This window comes from Streptomyces sp. RGM 3693, from assembly GCF_050471125.1.
Lineage (GTDB): Bacteria > Actinomycetota > Actinomycetes > Streptomycetales > Streptomycetaceae > Streptomyces.
This window is the reverse complement of the sequence record NZ_JBMPPQ010000003.1, coordinates 433307-448364: the sequence shown is the minus strand read 5'-3', so window position 1 is coordinate 448364 and position 15058 is coordinate 433307. Positions and strand designations below refer to the sequence as shown.

Genomic DNA, 15058 nt, shown 5'->3' with positions numbered 1-15058 from the left:
ACCACCTCGTGGTGATCGTGTCGGTGCGATGTGTGGGCGGCGAGGAGGCGCTACCGCGCACTCCTGGGGTGTCGGCGGCGGGACGCGCTCCCATACGCGCAGCACCGACAGCCGGGCAAGGAGTCTCTAGCCCGGCGCCGGGCATATCGACCACAGCCCGCGCGGCCGACAGGCCGGGCGGGCGGGCGCCGGGCCGTACTCCCGGGGGCCGTTGTGCGGGCTGGCACCGAGGAGGGCGAGCAGGGCCGGCGTTCGAAAGGAGAGCACAGCCGTACAGACCGAGGCGGGGCCCATGGCGCCGCCGTCGGTGTCCGCGACCGACCGTTCGGCTTCCTGGTGCACCGTCATGTGGTCATGATCATGTGCACCTTGGCGCGTCGTCATGCGGTGATGCGCCATCTGGGACGCCGCCCTGGGCAGGGGCTCAGCGGTACGGTCGGCTCCGGGCGTCAGCGTCTCGCGCCCGTGTCCTCGATCTGAGGCTGGGCGGGGGTGGTCGTCGAGCTGCTCCTCCTGGTGCTCGCCCTGTGGCCCCGCGGCGACCCGCCATCCCGGCCGAGCCGCCGCCGTCGTCCGCCGTCAGTGCGCTCCTGGGCGGCCGGCCTGCCGGGCACCGGCCTCTCGGATTCATGGACGACGCCGTGCGAGGACGGCAGCGCCCGGCATCGTGAGGGCAGTGCCGAAGGCAGCCCAGAACACGAGCTTGCCGGTCAGCCCGTTGACCGTCCGCAACTCCCCGTCAGCGTGCAGGCAGAACGAGTCGGGCGGGAAGTACTGCACGATCGGAGTGCCCGTGCGGTAGCACGGAGACGTATCGGGAAATAGGCCCCCCTGCGCTCGCTGCGAGAGGGCCCCTCCGACAATCATCGCCAGCCCTCCAGCCAGCAAAAACACAGCCAGCACCCAGACAGGCACCCGCAGCCGGCGTCCCAGCAGCCAAACTACGGCTGTCGGCAAGAGGAAGACGGCGAGCAGAGCGGACAGCAAGAGCAGTTCCTTCATGATCCGATTACAGCATCGGGAACTCATCACCCCAGTTGCCTGGCGGGGCAGGCCGATGACCATCGCCGTCCGCGGCCGTGCCTGGGGCGGCGTCGGCCGTCTGGTCGACGCGTGCGGGCTTGCGGTTGCGTCGTGTTCGTCGCGACCTGCGGCTGCCCGTCCGCTGTTCGCGACCGGGCTGGGCGTCTGTTCCGGTGGCCGCGCCGTGTTGCTGTTGGTCTACGCCGGCATACGACCCTGTGGGCCGGTAGGCCACCTGTGTTGAGTGGGGCTGGCCTGCTGGCCAGTCAGCGCGAGCCGGTGAGGACCCGGCCGGACCAGATGTCGATCACCACCTGGTGGTGATGCGGGCGCACCGTCGGCGTGCCGGCGGCGTAGTTCTTGTCGACCTGTGCCGCCTCGGTCGCGTCCGGCTTGGCGTTCGTGCAGGACGTGCCGGGGCCGTGGCCGGACATGAGTTCCGAGCACGGGCCGCTGTAGTCGTCGGGCAGCCCGAGGATGTGCCCGGTTTCGTGCGCCGCGATCCGGGTCGCGTCGTAGCCCTCGTCCACCGCTTGCTGGCCCAGCTGCACGTCACCGTTGCCGCCGGGGAAGATCGGCCCCAACGTGGTCTGCGGCCAACCGCTGGTCGCCTCGTAGACGTAGTCGGCCGAGCCGGGGGTGCTCGTCGGCTCCAAGCGCACGTTGTGCACCGCGTCGTTCCAGTTTTGCACGGCCTGCTTGATCGGGCCCGCCCACTGACCGGCACCGCTGGCGTCGTAGGTCAGGGTGACCACAGCCTGGGTCGCGTGCGGCGCGGAGTGCGCCGAAGCGACGCCGACCGTAGTGCCCAACAGGGCCGGGATGAGCGCCGTCAGGGCGGCTATTCGTTTGATCATGAGCCTGGTACGCCTCCTTGAGTCTCAGCTGCTGTCCGCAGTAAACGAGTTCGTCGCGAACACGACAACCTCTCTGTCGGTGATCGGGCTCAGCGGCTGCCAAGTTGGCTCGAATGCATAGGAGTTGGCAGAGGGGCGGAACTCGGGCCGCGGACGACCAGTCGATCACGCCGTCAGGTTTGGTGATCCTGCGCTTCTTGAAGGCGGAGGTGTCGTTCTCCCTGCAGACCTCGACGAACCGGCCCCGGCGGAGTCGGGCTTGACTGGACCGGGCGTCATCGAGCTGGCGGTCGACGCCGGCCTCCAGGTCGAAGCGGTCGGAGGAGACGCGGAGGCAGGCGCCTGGGCGTATGGGGGCGTACGAGGCCAGGTGGGCGTAGAGGTTGGGGGTGACTTGCCCGCCGCGGGCGTGCGCGGAGACTTCGAAGTCCTCCCAGGCGGGGGCGGCGAATCTTGCCCCTGCGGGGTAGGAGGTCGAAGGGGGGCGGTGAACCGGATTGTTGGTTAGGGTGACAACTGGAGGCCGATTCCGATGTGTTGGCCAGGCTGACAGCCAGGCTGGCGAGTTCGGGGCTGCACAGGCTGACGGCTCCCGCGGCGCCGTACAGGCCAGGAGCGGGTGTCCGCGGGGTGGTTATGGTCGCCGGAGGGTGGGTCGGACACGACGGGGGGCTCGCGTTGGATCGCCTGACCGGGGCGGACCTGGAAGTCCGCCCAACCCAGTTCGTGCTTGACGGGTTTGTGGTGGTGGCCGTGACGATGCCGGACGAGGTGGGCGGGTGACCGGCCGGCCGGGGCCCGCGGTGCTGCCCCGGTCGCTGCGCGCGTGGCTCGGGCTGATTGCGGCCCTCGCCGCGTTGGTGGTCGTCGTGCTCGGGGTCCGGTATGCCGACGACGGCAAGCCCGGCATGGTGGATGCGTGGATCTGGGCGGCGGTGGACGGTGTGGGGCCGTCATGGCGGTCGGTCGCTCTGGCCATGGACTTCTTGGGGGAGCCCGTAGGAGCGGTGACGCTGGTCGTGGCCACCGTGACGGGCTGCCTGCTGCTTCGGCGTCCTCGCGCAGCGGTGTTCGCGGTCGCCGGGGTCGGCATGACCGTGGGGACGGCGACGCTGGTCAAGTCCCTGGTGGGGCGCACCATTCACGGCGACAATCTGTCCTACCCGAGCGGGCACACTGCCTTCTTCACCGCGCTCTCCCTCGTGGTGGCGCTGCTCGCGACCGGCCGACTCGGCCTCGGCAGGACGGCCGGCACGTTGCTCGTGCTCGCCGCGGCGCTGGTGGCCGGCGCCGCCATGGGTTGGGCGCAGGTCGCCCTGGGCGCGCACTACCCGACCGACGTCCTCGGCGGCTGGTGCACCGCGCTCGCGGTGATGTCGGCGACCGCGTGGCTGGTCGACCGGATGGCCGACTGGCTGGCCGATCGGCTGGCCGACGCCGATCGACACAAGCGTCGCTGACATCACGTCACGTCACGTCACGTCACGCCAGGTCAGGTCACGCGAAGCGGCGGAATACGGGCTTCACGGGGCGCCCGGCCAGCCAGGGGGTGGGGTCAGCGGCGTCCAGTGCCTTCCGGTACACCGCACATGCCTGGGCCACCACATCGACGGTGCGGTCGATGTCGGCGTCGCCGAGCGCGCTGCTCACCACGAACGACGGGGCCAGCACTCCGCCCGCGAGGAGCCGGCGCAGGAACAGGGTGCGGTACTGCTGCGACGGCCGCAGCTTCTCGTCGAGGGTGGCGAAGACCAGGTTGCTGGCCCGGCCCCGGACGACGAGGTGGTCGCCGACGCCCATGCTCGCCGCGGCGTCGCGGACACCCGCGGCCAACCGCTCACCGAGGGCGTGCAGCCGCGCGGTGATCCCCTCCTCGGTGTAGGTGGTCTGCACGGCCATCGCGGCGGCCAGGGAGTGCGTTTCCGCACCGTGCGTGGTGGACAGCAGGAACACCCGGTCGCGGGAGTGACGCAGTCCGCCCCGCTCCATCAGGTCCCGGCGCCCGGCCAGTGCGGAGACGGCGAACCCGTTGCCCAGCGCCTTGCCGAACGTGGAGAGGTCGGGGACCACGCCGTACAGGCCCTGGGCGCCTGCCTCGGACCAGCGGAAGCCGGTGATCATCTCATCGAAGATCAGTACGCAGCCGTGCCGGTCGGCCAGTTCGCGCAGGCCGGTGAGGTATCCGGGCGGAGGCTCGATGTGGCCGGCGGGTTCGAGGATCAGGCAGGCGACCTCGTCCTCGTACCGGGTCAGGAGTTCTTCGGTGGCGGCCAGGTCCCCGTACGGGAACGAGATGGTGAGCTCGGTGGTGGCCGCCGGGATGCCGGCGGACATCGGTGTGGTGCCGATGAACCAGTCGTCGACGGAGAAGAACGGATGGTCGCCGCAGATGGCTACCCGCGGGCGCCCGGTGACGGCGCGGGCGAGGCGCACCGCGGCGGTGGTGGCGTCGGAGCCGTTCTTCGTGAACTTCACCATCTCGGCGGTGGGCACCGTGGCCAGGAAGCGTTCCGCGGCCTCGACCTCCACGATGGACGGCCGGACGAAGTTGCTGCCGCGGTCGAGTTCCCGCCGCACCGCCTCGATCACGCGTGGGTGGGCGTGGCCGAGGCTGACCGACCGCAGGCCGGAGCCGTACTCGATGTAGCAGTTGCCGTCGACGTCCCATACGTGGGCTCCGCGGCCGTGGCTGATGACCGGGGCGAGGTGCTCGGGGTACTGGTCGTCGCCTTTGGCGTAGGTGTGCGCGCCCCCGGGGATCAGAGCGTGCAGCCGCTCGTTGGCCTGCCGCGACCGGGGCAGGAGGAATTCCTGGGTCTCCTCGGTCTCCTCGGCCTCTTCGGTTCGTTCGGTGTCCACGCCGGCCTCAACTCTCCTTGTGCTTCAGGAATTCTGCTTCAGGACCTCGGCGAGGCTCGGCGCCTCCCGGTCCCGCTGGGACATCGACGCGGCCGGCAGCGGCCAGGGAATGGCGAGCTCCGGGTCGTCGAAGGCGATCGTCACGTCCTCGGCCGGGTCGTGCGGGCGGTCGATCCGGTACGAGGTGTCGGCGGTCCCGGTCAGCGCCTGGAAGCCGTGCGCGCATCCCGCCGGGATGTACACGGTCGCCTGCGTCTCCCCCGACAGCTCGAAGAAGGCCCGGCCGAGGTAGGTCGGCGAGCCCGGGCGAAGGTCCACGACGACGTCGAAGATCTTCCCGGACGAGCAACGCACCAGCTTGGCCTCGCCGTTGCCGGAGCGCAGGTGCAGGCCGCGCAGCACGCCCCGGACCGAGCGGGAGACGCTGTCCTGGACGAAGGCGGTCGGGTCGAGGCCCACTGAGCGGACGACGTCGGCGTCGAAGGTGCGGCAGAAGAAGCCGCGTTCGTCGGCGTACGGCGTCGGCTCGAAGAGATACGCGCCGGCGATCTCCGGGACTTCGGTCGCTTTCATGCAGCCTCCTGCTGTGCGTGGGCACGGGTGTCGGTGTGGTCGTTCGCCCGGAACAGGGCAGTGGTCAAGTCGTGGAACTGCTGCGCCAGTTGGCGGGCAGCGACCTCGTTCCGTTCGGCGAGGGTCTGCCGCAGCTGTGCCGATCGCCGCTCCAGCTCCCGGAACTGCTCCAGCAGCCGGTCGGCGTCGACCTCGCGCGCCGGGTGGCAGTAGGCGGCGAGGCCCATCCGGTCCATGAGCGCGTCGCTCTTCGCGGCATAGCTGAGGGCGAGCGTCGGCGTGCCGACCTTCAGCGCGCAGATAAGGTTGTGGTAGCGGGTCGCCACCACGGTGTCGGCAGCCGCCGTCTCCTTCATCAGGTCGGCCAGCGAGCCCGCCTCGGCGGCGGTGACCAGCGGCGAGTCCACCGCGTCGAGGATCGCGGCGACCACTGGCGCATCGCACTCGTCGCCGGTGAGCAGCCGGACCGGCCTGCCGTCCTCGACCAGCGCGCGGACGAAGCGCGTTGTCCCGTCGAGGTAGCGCCGGTGGATCTCCTCGGCCCGGGCGCGGTCGTCGTTGCCGCCGTGGAAGTCCATGACGCCGACGCAGACCGGGCCCGGCGGGCCCGAGAGCTCGGGGGGCGGCGGCGTAGGCAGGGCGAAGGCGAGGTCCGGGTAGACCTCGTCGCGCGCGGTGTCCACGCCCATCGCCCGCATCGCGTCGCGGGACAGGGCGTCCCGGTACGAGCGGTACGTGGCCAGCCGCGCAGACCAGCGCACCAGTGCCCGGGTCGCCCGGTCGCCGATCGCGTCGGCGCCGACGCCGACCAGCGCGACGCGGGTGCCGAACAGCCGGCCGGTCGCGCAGAGCAGGAACAGTGAGTACGGGAAGCCCCACGGCCGCAGCGGCAGTGTGGCCTCCAGGACGCCCATGCCCGGCACGATCACCACGTCGTGCCGCCGTACCCAGGCAGCGGTGCGGACGGCGTCGACGAGTTTGCCCAGGCCCTTGGCCGCGATCGCGCTCGCACGTGACGCGGTGCGGTACTCCCCGCGGTACCAGTGCAGCCGTGTCGCGGGGATCCGGTACCGGGTCGTGACGACCTCGGGTCCGCCGCACAGCGCGTCCACGACTGCCGCCGAGTGCTCGGCACGGAGGTACCCGAGCACGGCCTCAAGCGACCCGTCGTTGCCGAGGTTGCCGGCGCCGAGCAGGCCGAACACCCCCACGCGCACCGGAGTTTCCCTCGCGGACGTCATGCCTGTGTTCCCTCCCGGCCGGCGACGAGGGCGTCGACGGAGACGGTGAGCAGACCCGGGTCGACCGGGGCGCGGTCCTCGACCCGCTCGCCGGCGCCCGGCCGGACCCGGCTGGTCACCCATGCGGTCAGGTGGCGGAAGCACGTGCGTCGGTCGGCCGGGGACAACGGCGCCCGTCGGATCGCCGAGGCGAAGCCCCAGACGTACTCGGCGAGCAGCCGGGGCGTTGGGTGCAGCGGGCCCGCCCGGCGCGGGTCCAAGTTGACGCACCGGGAGCGCTTGGAAGGGTTCGCCCGTTCGGCGCGGGTGGGGTGGTCGCGGCGGAAGTACAGCAGCTCCGGCACCTGGTGGAAGGGCCCGTGCAGGACGATCTCGGCGACGAACGTGCGGTCCGCGTGGTGGTAGCTGTCGTGCGGCCTCACCCGGCGCAGCACGTCGGCCCGCATTACCCCGTAGAAGTCGTCACCACCGGGCTCGAACAGGAAACTGCGGAAGCGCTCCGGCGCGTGCGGCGAGTCGGTGGCGAGCCCGTACTCGTACGGGACCTTCACCTGGCTGTCGCCGTCGATGACCGCCTGGCCGGAGTGCGCGAGGATCACGTCCGGCCGCTCGTCCAGCGCCTCGACGCAGCGTCGCAGCAGGTCGCGGGCGTACAGGTCGTCGTGCGAGGCCCACTTGAACAGCTCGCCGCGGCATTGGGTGAACACGTAGTTGTGGTTCGGTGCGGCGCCGATGTTCTTCGGCAGCCGGAGGTAGCGGATGCGCGAGTCCCGCGCGGCGTACGTGCGGCAGATCTCCTGCGTCCCGTCGGTCGAGGCGTTGTCGGAGATGACCAGCTCGAAGTCCTCGTAGGTCTGGCCGAGCAGGGCGTCGAGCGATTCGGCGAGGTACTCCTCGCCGTTGTACACGGGAAGGCCGATGCTCAACCGGGGATGGGGGGTCATGGCGTCCTCACTTCGCGGATGGGGTTGTGGTGGTGCTCGCGCAGGGCGGACCGCAGCTGCAGCCACCACGCGGCCGAGCCGCAGACGGTCGCGGCGGCGACGCCCCAGGCCGAGCCGACCGTGCCGGCCACCGCCGCACCGCCGAGCCCGCCGATGACGTAGCAGGTGGAGGCGAACAGCTGGCAGCGCAGGCTGCGTCGTGCCGCGGCGAGCGCGCGCAGCCCGGCCGCCGCGCCGGTGCCGAGGCCGGCGCCCGCGACGCCCAGCGTGACCGGCACGATGAGCGCCGAGGCGGAGCTCCAGACGTCGCCGAGCACGAGCCCGCCGATCCGGTCCGGTATCAGCAGCAGCGCCCCGCCCCAGAGCAGCGCGGCGACGGCCTGTCCGCCGCCCAGCACGAGGCAGAACGTGCCAAGGCGGTCCGGGGCCCGCCGCAGCACCCGTGCCGCCTCCGCGACGGTGACCAGCGAAAGACCCATCAGCACAGCCATGAACGGGCCGAGCAGGAGCTCGGCTCCGCGGACCACACCCACCGCGCTGACCCCGACGATCGCGCCGAGCCCGTACGCCCGCAGCTGGCTCGCGCCGCTGACGCCGACGTTCTCGATCAGGTACCGGTAGCCGAGGTCGCGGTGGTCGCGAAGCCACTCGCGCGCTCCGGTCATCCGGGGCCGGATCCCGGACTGGAGGCAGCCGTACACCGCGGCCACCGCGGCGGATCCGCCCCAGGCGAGTACGAAAGCGGCCACGCTGCCCACGCGCGCCGCCAGCACCATGGCCGGGACGAGCGCGATGGCCCACACCAGGTCGTTGACGAACGCCTTCCGCCCAGTGCCGGCGGCGAAGAACGCGTACCGCCAGGCATCCTGTAGCAGCAGCCCCGGCAGCATGACGCCGAGGCAGGCGAACGCGGGCCCCACGCGGCCGCCGATGGCAAGGCCGACCACCAGACACGCCGCGCCGATGGCGGCACCGACGCCGAGCGCGGTGCCCGACGACCGGGCCACCGCCCCGCGCCAGGACGCGTCCGAAACGCCGCTGAAGCGCACCACGAGCGGGTCGGTGGCCAGCCCGCGGGAGACGCTGAGCACCACGCCGTAGGTCACCCAGGCCAGGCTGAACACGCCGAACGCGGTCAGCCCGAGCGAGCGGGCCACGTAGATCCCCACCGCGAAGTTGGACACGCTGGAGGCCGCCTGGTCGGCCAGTCCCCAGGACAACCGGCCGACAACGGCCCGCTTGGCGGTCCGCCGGGCGTGTCCGGCCGGGGCCGCCGATGCCGTCGTCTTCTCCCCCTCGGTGGTCATCGGCGTCATGCCTTGATCAGCCCGGCGCCGTGCAGGGCGCCGGCCGCGGCGGCGACGGTGTCGAACGGCAGCCCGGACCGCTCGGTGACGTCCAGCAGACTGTGCTCGCCGTCGGAGAGGTTGAGCACCCAGAGCATGGCCATCTCGGCCTGCTTCGCGTCGCTGCGGCCGCCGAGCGAGTCGTACAACCCACGCCGGCCCAGCTGTGGTTCGCCGTAGGGGCTGAGGTTGAGGTACCGCCGGTTGCGGTCGAGGACGGCGAATGCCTCGCGGCAGACGGCGAGTGTGTCCGCCATCGCCTCCGGGGAGACGAAGTCCAGGTTGTCCGCCGAGGTGTGGTACTCGGGGTAGCGGGCGTACGGGGTCCGGCTGAGCGAGCCCACACCGAGATCGAACCCGGGCGAGCAGAACTGCCGCTCGTCGTAGCCGTACGGAGTGAACTCGGCAACGTGGTGCGGGCGTTCGGAGGCGAGCAGGACGTGCCGCAGCACCCGGTCGATCTCCGCGTCGCCGCGCCTGCTCCGCTTGTACGTCAGCCGGCCCGGGTCGCCGGCGCAGGCCAGGACCAGGCCGTGCTTGACCTGATCGATCCGCTCCGCGTTGCGGGCCAGCCAGGTGATCGCGCCGATGGTGCCGGGCGCGTAGATGAACCGGTAGGTGTAGTACGGCGTTTCCTGCGCGAGCGCGCGGGCCAGGAACGTCGCCACCGCGATGCCGGCCAGGTTGTCGTTGGCCAGCGACGGGTGGCAGACGTGGCAGGAGACGATCACCTCGTCGGGGACCTGACCGGGGACCACGTGCTCGGCGTAGGTGAGGTGGCCGTCCGCGAGTGTGGAGTCGATGCGGACCTCGTACTCGCCCTCCGGCAGCGCGTCCAGGGTCTCCTGGGCCAGGCAGAACCCCCATTGCGGCTGGTAGTAGCTGGTGCGGTACGGCACCCAGGTGGGGTGGTCCGGCAGGGTGTGCAGGTGTTCGCGCAGCTCGGCCAGCGGCATGGTCGCCGCCACCGGCACGCTGTAACCCAGCACGTGCAGGCTGGACTTGGCGAAGTCGACGACCCGCCTGCCCGTGGTGTCGGCGATGTACGCGTCCCGGATGTTCCACTCCTGCGGCACCGTCCAGTCCAGCACCTGAGTCCCGGTCGGCACCTCGTGCACCTGCAGCGGGACGTACTCGCCGACGATCTCCAGGGTGGCGCGCACACCGTCGCCGGTGATGCTCCGGCACAGCGGGTACAGCCGCTCCACCAGCGCGTACATCTCTTCGCCGGCCGTGGTCATCGGCGCCACCGCAGGGTGTCGTCGACGGCACCGACGTCGCACGCCGCGCGCAGCACGGCAAGACGGGTGAAGCGCCGCTCGAAGTCCTCCCGGGCCAGGCCGAACTTCCGGTAGGCGTCGGCGAGTTGGAGCGCGCCCCGCTCCACCGTCCACTCGCAGTCGAAGCCGGGGATCGCCGTACGGAACCGGGAGAAGTCCACCCGGTACGAGCGCGGGTCGGCACCGTTCTCGCCGGTGATCCTCACCTTGGCGCCGGACACCGCCTCGGCGACCTGCCCGGCGATCTCGGCGACCGTGACGTTGTTGGCCTCACTGCCGATGTTGAACGCCCGGTCGTGCACCGCTTCCCGCGGCGCGATCAGCGCGGCCGTGAAGGCCCGGGCGATGTCGGCGGCGTGCACCAGCGGGCGCCAGGGGGTGCCGTCGGAGAGCACCAGCACCTCGCCGGACAGCAGCGCGTGGCCCACCAGGTTGTTCAGCACGATGTCGGCGCGCAGCCGGGGTGAGTAGCCGAAGGCGGTGGCGTTCCGCATGTACACCGGGGTGAAGTCGCCGTCGGACAGCGCGTGCAGGTCGTCCTCCACCCGCACCTTGGACTCCGCGTACGGCGTCACCGGGCGCAGCGGGGCGTCCTCGGCCACCAGGTCGTCACCGCCGGCGGCACCGTAGACCGAGCAGGTCGACGCATACAGGAAGCGTCGTACTCCGGCGTCGCGGGCCAGTTGGGCAAGGCGTACGGACGCGCGGTGGTTGATGTCGTAGGTGAGCTCCGGTGCCAGCGATCCGAGCGGGTCGTTGGACAGCGCGGCCAGGTGGATCACCGCGTCGACCCCGGCCACGTGTTCGGCCGTGACGTCTCGCAGGTCCACCTGATGCCCCGGCGGGTCCGCGGGCGTCGGGCCGAGGACGCAGTCGGCGAACAGGCCGGCGTCAAGGCCGAAGACCTCGTGCCCGGCGGCCGTGATTACCGGGGCCATCACGGTGCCCAGGTAGCCCTGGTGTCCGGTCAGCAGTACGCGCAAGGTTCAATCCCCCAGGTTGAGAGTGAGTTTGGTGACGGCGAACGCCTCGGCGTAGCGCGCGTGGCATTCGATGCCGCGGATCCGTGCAAGACCGAGGAATGCCTCCCGGTCGTACCAGGGCCGGTGCCGCTGCGAGGGGTAGTGCTCCTGCAACAGCCGCACCTTCTGTTCGGCGATCTCCGGCGAGAGCAGCTGGTACGCCGTCGGGCGGCCGAGATCCCCGTCCCACTTGACGATCTCGTAGCCGAGCACGAGGTGGTCGCGGAACGCGGTGGGTACCAGCTGCGCCAGGCCGCGGTGGTCCTGGTGCGCGTCATCGGTGCGCGGGGCCAGCACGAGATCCGGTTCGGTCCCCGCGCGCAGCTCCTCGACCGCGGCCTTGGCCTCCTCCCAGCGCGCGGGCAGGCGGCCGTCCGGCAACTTGAGCACGGTCAGGTGCAGTTCGGCGCCCGGACAGAAGGCGGCGAGCGCGGCCCGCTCCTCCTGCTCCCGCTCGCTGCCGCCGCCGGAGAGCACCAGCGCGTCGATGCGGATACCCGGCCGCGCGAGGCACATCGTCAGCAGCGTGCCGCCGGCGCCGATGGCGATGTCGTCGCAGTGCCCGCCCACCGCGACGATCCGGTCCAGGCGCCCGGCGCCGAGCCGGATCACGCGCTGGCTCCGGCGCAGTCCCTGCTGCCGGTCGCGCTCGCCCCCGCGTCGTCCCGTTCCCACACGGCCCACGGGCGGTCGCCCCGGGCGTAGGCGGCGTCGAGCGCGGCCCGCTCCTTCACGGTGTCGGTCGGCTTCCAGAAGCCGCGGTGCTGGTGCGCCATCAACCGGCCGCGCTTGGCGAGTTGGGCGCATCCGTCGGCGACCAGGTCCCCGTTCTCCGGTATGTGGTCGAAGACCTCCTGGCGGAGCACGAAGTAGCCGCCGTTCTCCCACAGCGGCAGTTCGCTCACCGCGGTGATGCCCCCCACCAGGCCGTCCTCGCCCAGGTCCACGCAGTGGAACGAGGACTGCGGTGGCACCACCATCATCGACGCGCCGGCGTCGCGCCGGGCGAAGGAGTCGATCATCTGGGGCAACGGGGCGTCGGTGAGCACGTCGGCGTAGTTGGCGAGGAACATCTCGTCGCCGTCCAGGTGGTGCCGCACCCGGCGCAGCCGCTCCCCGATCGGCGACTCGACGCCGGTCTGCGCGAACGTGATCGTCCAGTCGGCGATGTCGGTGGACAGCAGCTCGGTCCGCCCGCCCCGCAGCACGAAGTCGTTGGACGTCGTCTCCTCGTAGTTGAGGAAGAAGTTCTTGATGTGGTGGGCCCCGTATCCGAGACACAGGATGAACTCCGTGTGCCCGAAGTACGCGTAGTAGCGCATGACGTGCCAGATCAGCGGCCGCGGGCCGACCATCGCCATCGGCTTGGGCGCTTCATCGTAGACGCCGGCTCCGCTGCGCATACGCAGCCCGTAACCACCGCAGAACAGAACGACCTTCATCACTTAACCTCGACAATGCTCAGTTCCGGGATGGGGAAGACCAGCCGGCCGCCCCAGTCGTGCACGAAGGACAGCTGCTCGATCAGCTCGGCCCGCAGGTTCCACGGGAGGACGAGGACGTAGTCCGGTCTGTCGGCGGCTATCTGCTCGGGCGGCAGGATCGGAATGCGGGTGCCCGGGGTGAACCTGCCGTGCTTGTAGGGGTTGCGGTCGACGGTGTACGGGAGCAGGTCGGGGCGGATGCCGCAGTGGTTGAGCAGGGTGTTGCCCTTGCCCGGGGCGCCGTAGCCGACGACCGTCTCGCCGCGCTCGGCCGCCTCGATGAGGAACCGCAGGAGGTCCCGGCGCACCTTGGCCACCCGGGCGGAGAACTCGGTGTACCCGGACAGCTCCTGCAGCCCGGCGGCCTTCTCCCGGTCAAGGACGTCGGACACACGCTGCGTCGGCTCCCCTGCCACCTCTGTGGGCCGGGCCCACAGCCGGATGGAGCCGCCGTGCGTGGGCAGCAACTCGACGTCCACGAGCGCGAGTCCGCCGCTCGCCAGCGCCCGGATCGCGGACGCGACCGTGTAGTACTGGAAGTGCTCGTGGTAGATCGTGTCGTACTGGTTCTCCTCGATCAGGGTCAGCAGGTGCTGCACCTCGATGGAGACCCAGCCGTCGTCGGCGACCAGGGCTCGCAGTCCCTGGGTGAACCCGACCACGTCGGGGATGTGTGCGTACACGTTGTTGGCCACGACCAGGTCCGCCGGGCCGTGCTCGGCGCGGACGGCCGAGCCGGTATCCGGGGCCAGGAACTCCGTGAGCGTGGGCACACCCGCGTCCCGCGCCGCGGCACCGACGTTCACCGACGGCTCGATGCCGAGGCAGCGGATCCCCCTGTCCACCATGTGCCTCAGCAGGTACCCGTCGTTGCTCGCGACCTCGACCACGAAGGAGTCGGAGCCGAGAGCAAGGCGCTGCACGGCGTCGGCGACGAACGTGCGCGCGTGCTCCACCCAGGACGTCGAGTAGGAGGAGAAGTACGCGTACTGCGTGAACGTCTCCTCCGGCGTGATCAGCGGAGGGATCTGCGCCAGCCAGCAGTCGGTGCAGACCCGCAGGTGCAGCGGGTACGCCGGCTCCGCCGTGTCCAGTTGGTCCGCGGCGAGGAAGCTCTCACATGGTGGCGTCGCCCCAAGATCGACGACGCTCGCCATCGCTTCCGAGCCGCAGAGTCGGCATCGTGTCATCTACTGTCCCCATCCCCCCTGTTCGCGCGGGTGTCCCCGCCGCGAGCCAGTGCTGACCGACCCGCGATCGCGGTGCGGTATCCATCCACCAGGCGCTCCAGGCCGACGGCCGGGCTGAAACCCTGCTCGTAACGGCGCCGGGCTGCCTGGCCCATCTCCCGGTTGCGGCCCGGTTCGGCCGCGATCCGGCGTATGCAGGACGCGAGCGAGGCGGGCTCGCCCGGCCGGTGCAGCAGTCCGGTCACCCCGTCCTCGACGAGTTCGACGAAGGCGCCGTGACCGGCGGCGACGGTCGGGACGCCCGCCGCCATCGCCTCGACGACCACCAGGCCGAACGCCTCCAGCCACGTCGAGGGAGCCACCACGGCGACCGACCGCGCGATGGCCTGCCGGCACTGAGCCGTGTCGTACAGGCCGACGTACCGCACGTCGCCCCGGGCCGCCGCCCAGGCGGTCACCTCGCGCTCCAGTGGCCCCGTGCCGGCGATCACGAGCGGCACGCCCACACCGCCGCTCGCTGCGATCTCGTCCCACGCGGCCATGAGCAGCCGCACGCCCTTGGCCTCCGCGAGCCGACCGAGATAGAGCAGCTGCTCGCCGGCGCCCGATCGGCGGGCATCCGGGTCGGGCACGAAGTTGTGTTTCACCGCCAGCCGCTCCGCCGGCATGCCGGCCCGCACCAGGACGTCGCGCTGCGCCGCGGAGATACAGAAGAACCGCTCCACGCCGGACCACCACCGCCGCCGGTTGACCGACAGGCTGACCGCGAGCGGCACCGTCGCAAGGCGGGAGCCCCGGTAGCAGCCGTGCCGGACGGCGGGCAGCGGCGTCGCCCCGACGCACTCGGTGCACGGCCGACCGTCCCGTTGCAGCGTGCCGGGCGGGCAGACCTGGGTGTAGTTGTGCAGCGTGGCGACGGCGGGCACGTCGGCGTCGGCGCAGGCGGCCAGCACCGCCGGCGACAGGAGCGGGAAGACGTTGTGGACGTGCACCACGTCCGGCCGTTCGGCACGGAGCCGGCCGGCGAGTTCCGCGCGGACCGCCGGATTCCACGGCACCAGCAGCGGCACCGCGGCCTTGCCCAGCAGGGACCGGGCGGCGATGTCGTCGCTGCGCCGCTCGAACACCTCGACCCGGTGGCCGGCCGCGCGCAGCAGCGCCACCTCCTGGTCGACGACCTTGTTCTCCCCGCTCGGCTGCGCCGAGGAGTAGCGGTTGTGCACCACGAGGACATGCATG

The 15058-nt window shown here is 71.5% G+C and carries 15 protein-coding genes; 1 reads left to right on the top strand and 14 read right to left on the bottom strand.

The window, feature by feature from the left end; all coding sequences use genetic code 11:
- Positions 1 to 126 precede the first annotated feature (126 nt).
- The 3 genes from ACO0M4_RS30575 to ACO0M4_RS30565 form a co-directional block, all read right to left on the bottom strand.
- Positions 127 to 348, bottom strand: a complete 222-nt coding sequence (locus ACO0M4_RS30575; protein ID WP_430374313.1) for a hypothetical protein — start codon at positions 346 to 348, stop codon at positions 127 to 129.
- 279 nt (positions 349 to 627) lie between these two features.
- Complete coding sequence (locus ACO0M4_RS30570) at positions 628 to 1002, bottom strand: hypothetical protein (RefSeq protein ID WP_430374312.1); 375 nt, start codon at positions 1000 to 1002, stop codon at positions 628 to 630.
- A 287-nt stretch (positions 1003 to 1289) separates the two neighbouring features.
- Complete coding sequence (locus ACO0M4_RS30565; protein ID WP_430374311.1) at positions 1290 to 1880, bottom strand: snapalysin family zinc-dependent metalloprotease; 591 nt, start codon at positions 1878 to 1880, stop codon at positions 1290 to 1292.
- Positions 1881 to 2659: 779 nt separating this feature from the next.
- Here ACO0M4_RS30565 and ACO0M4_RS30560 point away from each other — a divergent pair.
- Positions 2660 to 3340 (top strand): phosphatase PAP2 family protein, encoded by a 681-nt coding sequence (locus tag ACO0M4_RS30560; RefSeq protein ID WP_430374310.1) that lies wholly within the window; start codon positions 2660 to 2662, stop codon positions 3338 to 3340.
- Positions 3341 to 3377: 37 nt separating this feature from the next.
- Here the strand turns inward: ACO0M4_RS30560 and ACO0M4_RS30555 are convergent, their stop codons facing one another.
- Genes ACO0M4_RS30555 through ACO0M4_RS30505 form a run of 11 tightly spaced genes read right to left on the bottom strand, consistent with a single transcriptional unit; the run spans position 3378 to position 15057 of the window.
- A complete protein-coding gene (locus tag ACO0M4_RS30555) occupies positions 3378 to 4739 on the bottom strand; it encodes a glutamate-1-semialdehyde 2,1-aminomutase (protein WP_430374309.1) in 1362 nt (453 codons plus the stop codon).
- Between the two features lie 24 nt (positions 4740 to 4763).
- Positions 4764 to 5312 (bottom strand): dTDP-4-dehydrorhamnose 3,5-epimerase family protein, encoded by a 549-nt coding sequence (locus ACO0M4_RS30550; RefSeq protein ID WP_430374308.1) that lies wholly within the window; start codon positions 5310 to 5312, stop codon positions 4764 to 4766.
- Positions 5309 to 6553, bottom strand: a complete 1245-nt coding sequence (locus tag ACO0M4_RS30545) for a polysaccharide pyruvyl transferase family protein (RefSeq protein ID WP_430374307.1) — start codon at positions 6551 to 6553, stop codon at positions 5309 to 5311. Before ACO0M4_RS30545 ends, ACO0M4_RS30550 begins: the two co-directional genes overlap by 4 nt.
- Complete coding sequence (locus ACO0M4_RS30540) at positions 6550 to 7497, bottom strand: glycosyltransferase family 2 protein (protein ID WP_430374305.1); 948 nt, start codon at positions 7495 to 7497, stop codon at positions 6550 to 6552. The genes ACO0M4_RS30545 and ACO0M4_RS30540 overlap by 4 nt, the downstream gene beginning before the upstream one ends.
- The gene (locus ACO0M4_RS30535; protein WP_430375325.1) at positions 7494 to 8804 is read right to left on the bottom strand and encodes a hypothetical protein; all 1311 of its coding nucleotides are present in this window, start codon (positions 8802 to 8804) and stop codon (positions 7494 to 7496) included. The genes ACO0M4_RS30540 and ACO0M4_RS30535 overlap by 4 nt, the downstream gene beginning before the upstream one ends.
- A 5-nt stretch (positions 8805 to 8809) precedes the next feature.
- Positions 8810 to 10093 (bottom strand): DUF4910 domain-containing protein, encoded by a 1284-nt coding sequence (locus ACO0M4_RS30530; protein WP_430374304.1) that lies wholly within the window; start codon positions 10091 to 10093, stop codon positions 8810 to 8812.
- A complete protein-coding gene (locus ACO0M4_RS30525) occupies positions 10081 to 11106 on the bottom strand; it encodes an NAD-dependent epimerase/dehydratase family protein (protein WP_430374303.1) in 1026 nt (341 codons plus the stop codon). The genes ACO0M4_RS30530 and ACO0M4_RS30525 overlap by 13 nt, the downstream gene beginning before the upstream one ends.
- 3 nt (positions 11107 to 11109) lie before the next feature.
- Positions 11110 to 11757: a PIG-L deacetylase family protein gene (locus ACO0M4_RS30520; protein ID WP_430374302.1), complete on the bottom strand. Its 648-nt coding sequence runs from the start codon at positions 11755 to 11757 to the stop codon at positions 11110 to 11112.
- Positions 11754 to 12587 (bottom strand): glucose-1-phosphate cytidylyltransferase, encoded by an 834-nt coding sequence (locus ACO0M4_RS30515; RefSeq protein WP_430374301.1) that lies wholly within the window; start codon positions 12585 to 12587, stop codon positions 11754 to 11756. Before ACO0M4_RS30515 ends, ACO0M4_RS30520 begins: the two co-directional genes overlap by 4 nt.
- Entirely contained in the window at positions 12587 to 13819 is a 1233-nt protein-coding gene (locus ACO0M4_RS30510; RefSeq protein ID WP_430374300.1) for a class I SAM-dependent methyltransferase, read from the bottom strand. Before ACO0M4_RS30510 ends, ACO0M4_RS30515 begins: the two co-directional genes overlap by 1 nt.
- Positions 13816 to 15057 carry a glycosyltransferase gene (locus ACO0M4_RS30505; protein ID WP_430374299.1) on the bottom strand — a complete coding sequence of 414 codons (1242 nt, stop codon included), beginning with the start codon at positions 15055 to 15057 and terminating at the stop codon, positions 13816 to 13818. The genes ACO0M4_RS30510 and ACO0M4_RS30505 overlap by 4 nt, the downstream gene beginning before the upstream one ends.
- Between the last annotated feature and the right edge of the window lies 1 nt (position 15058).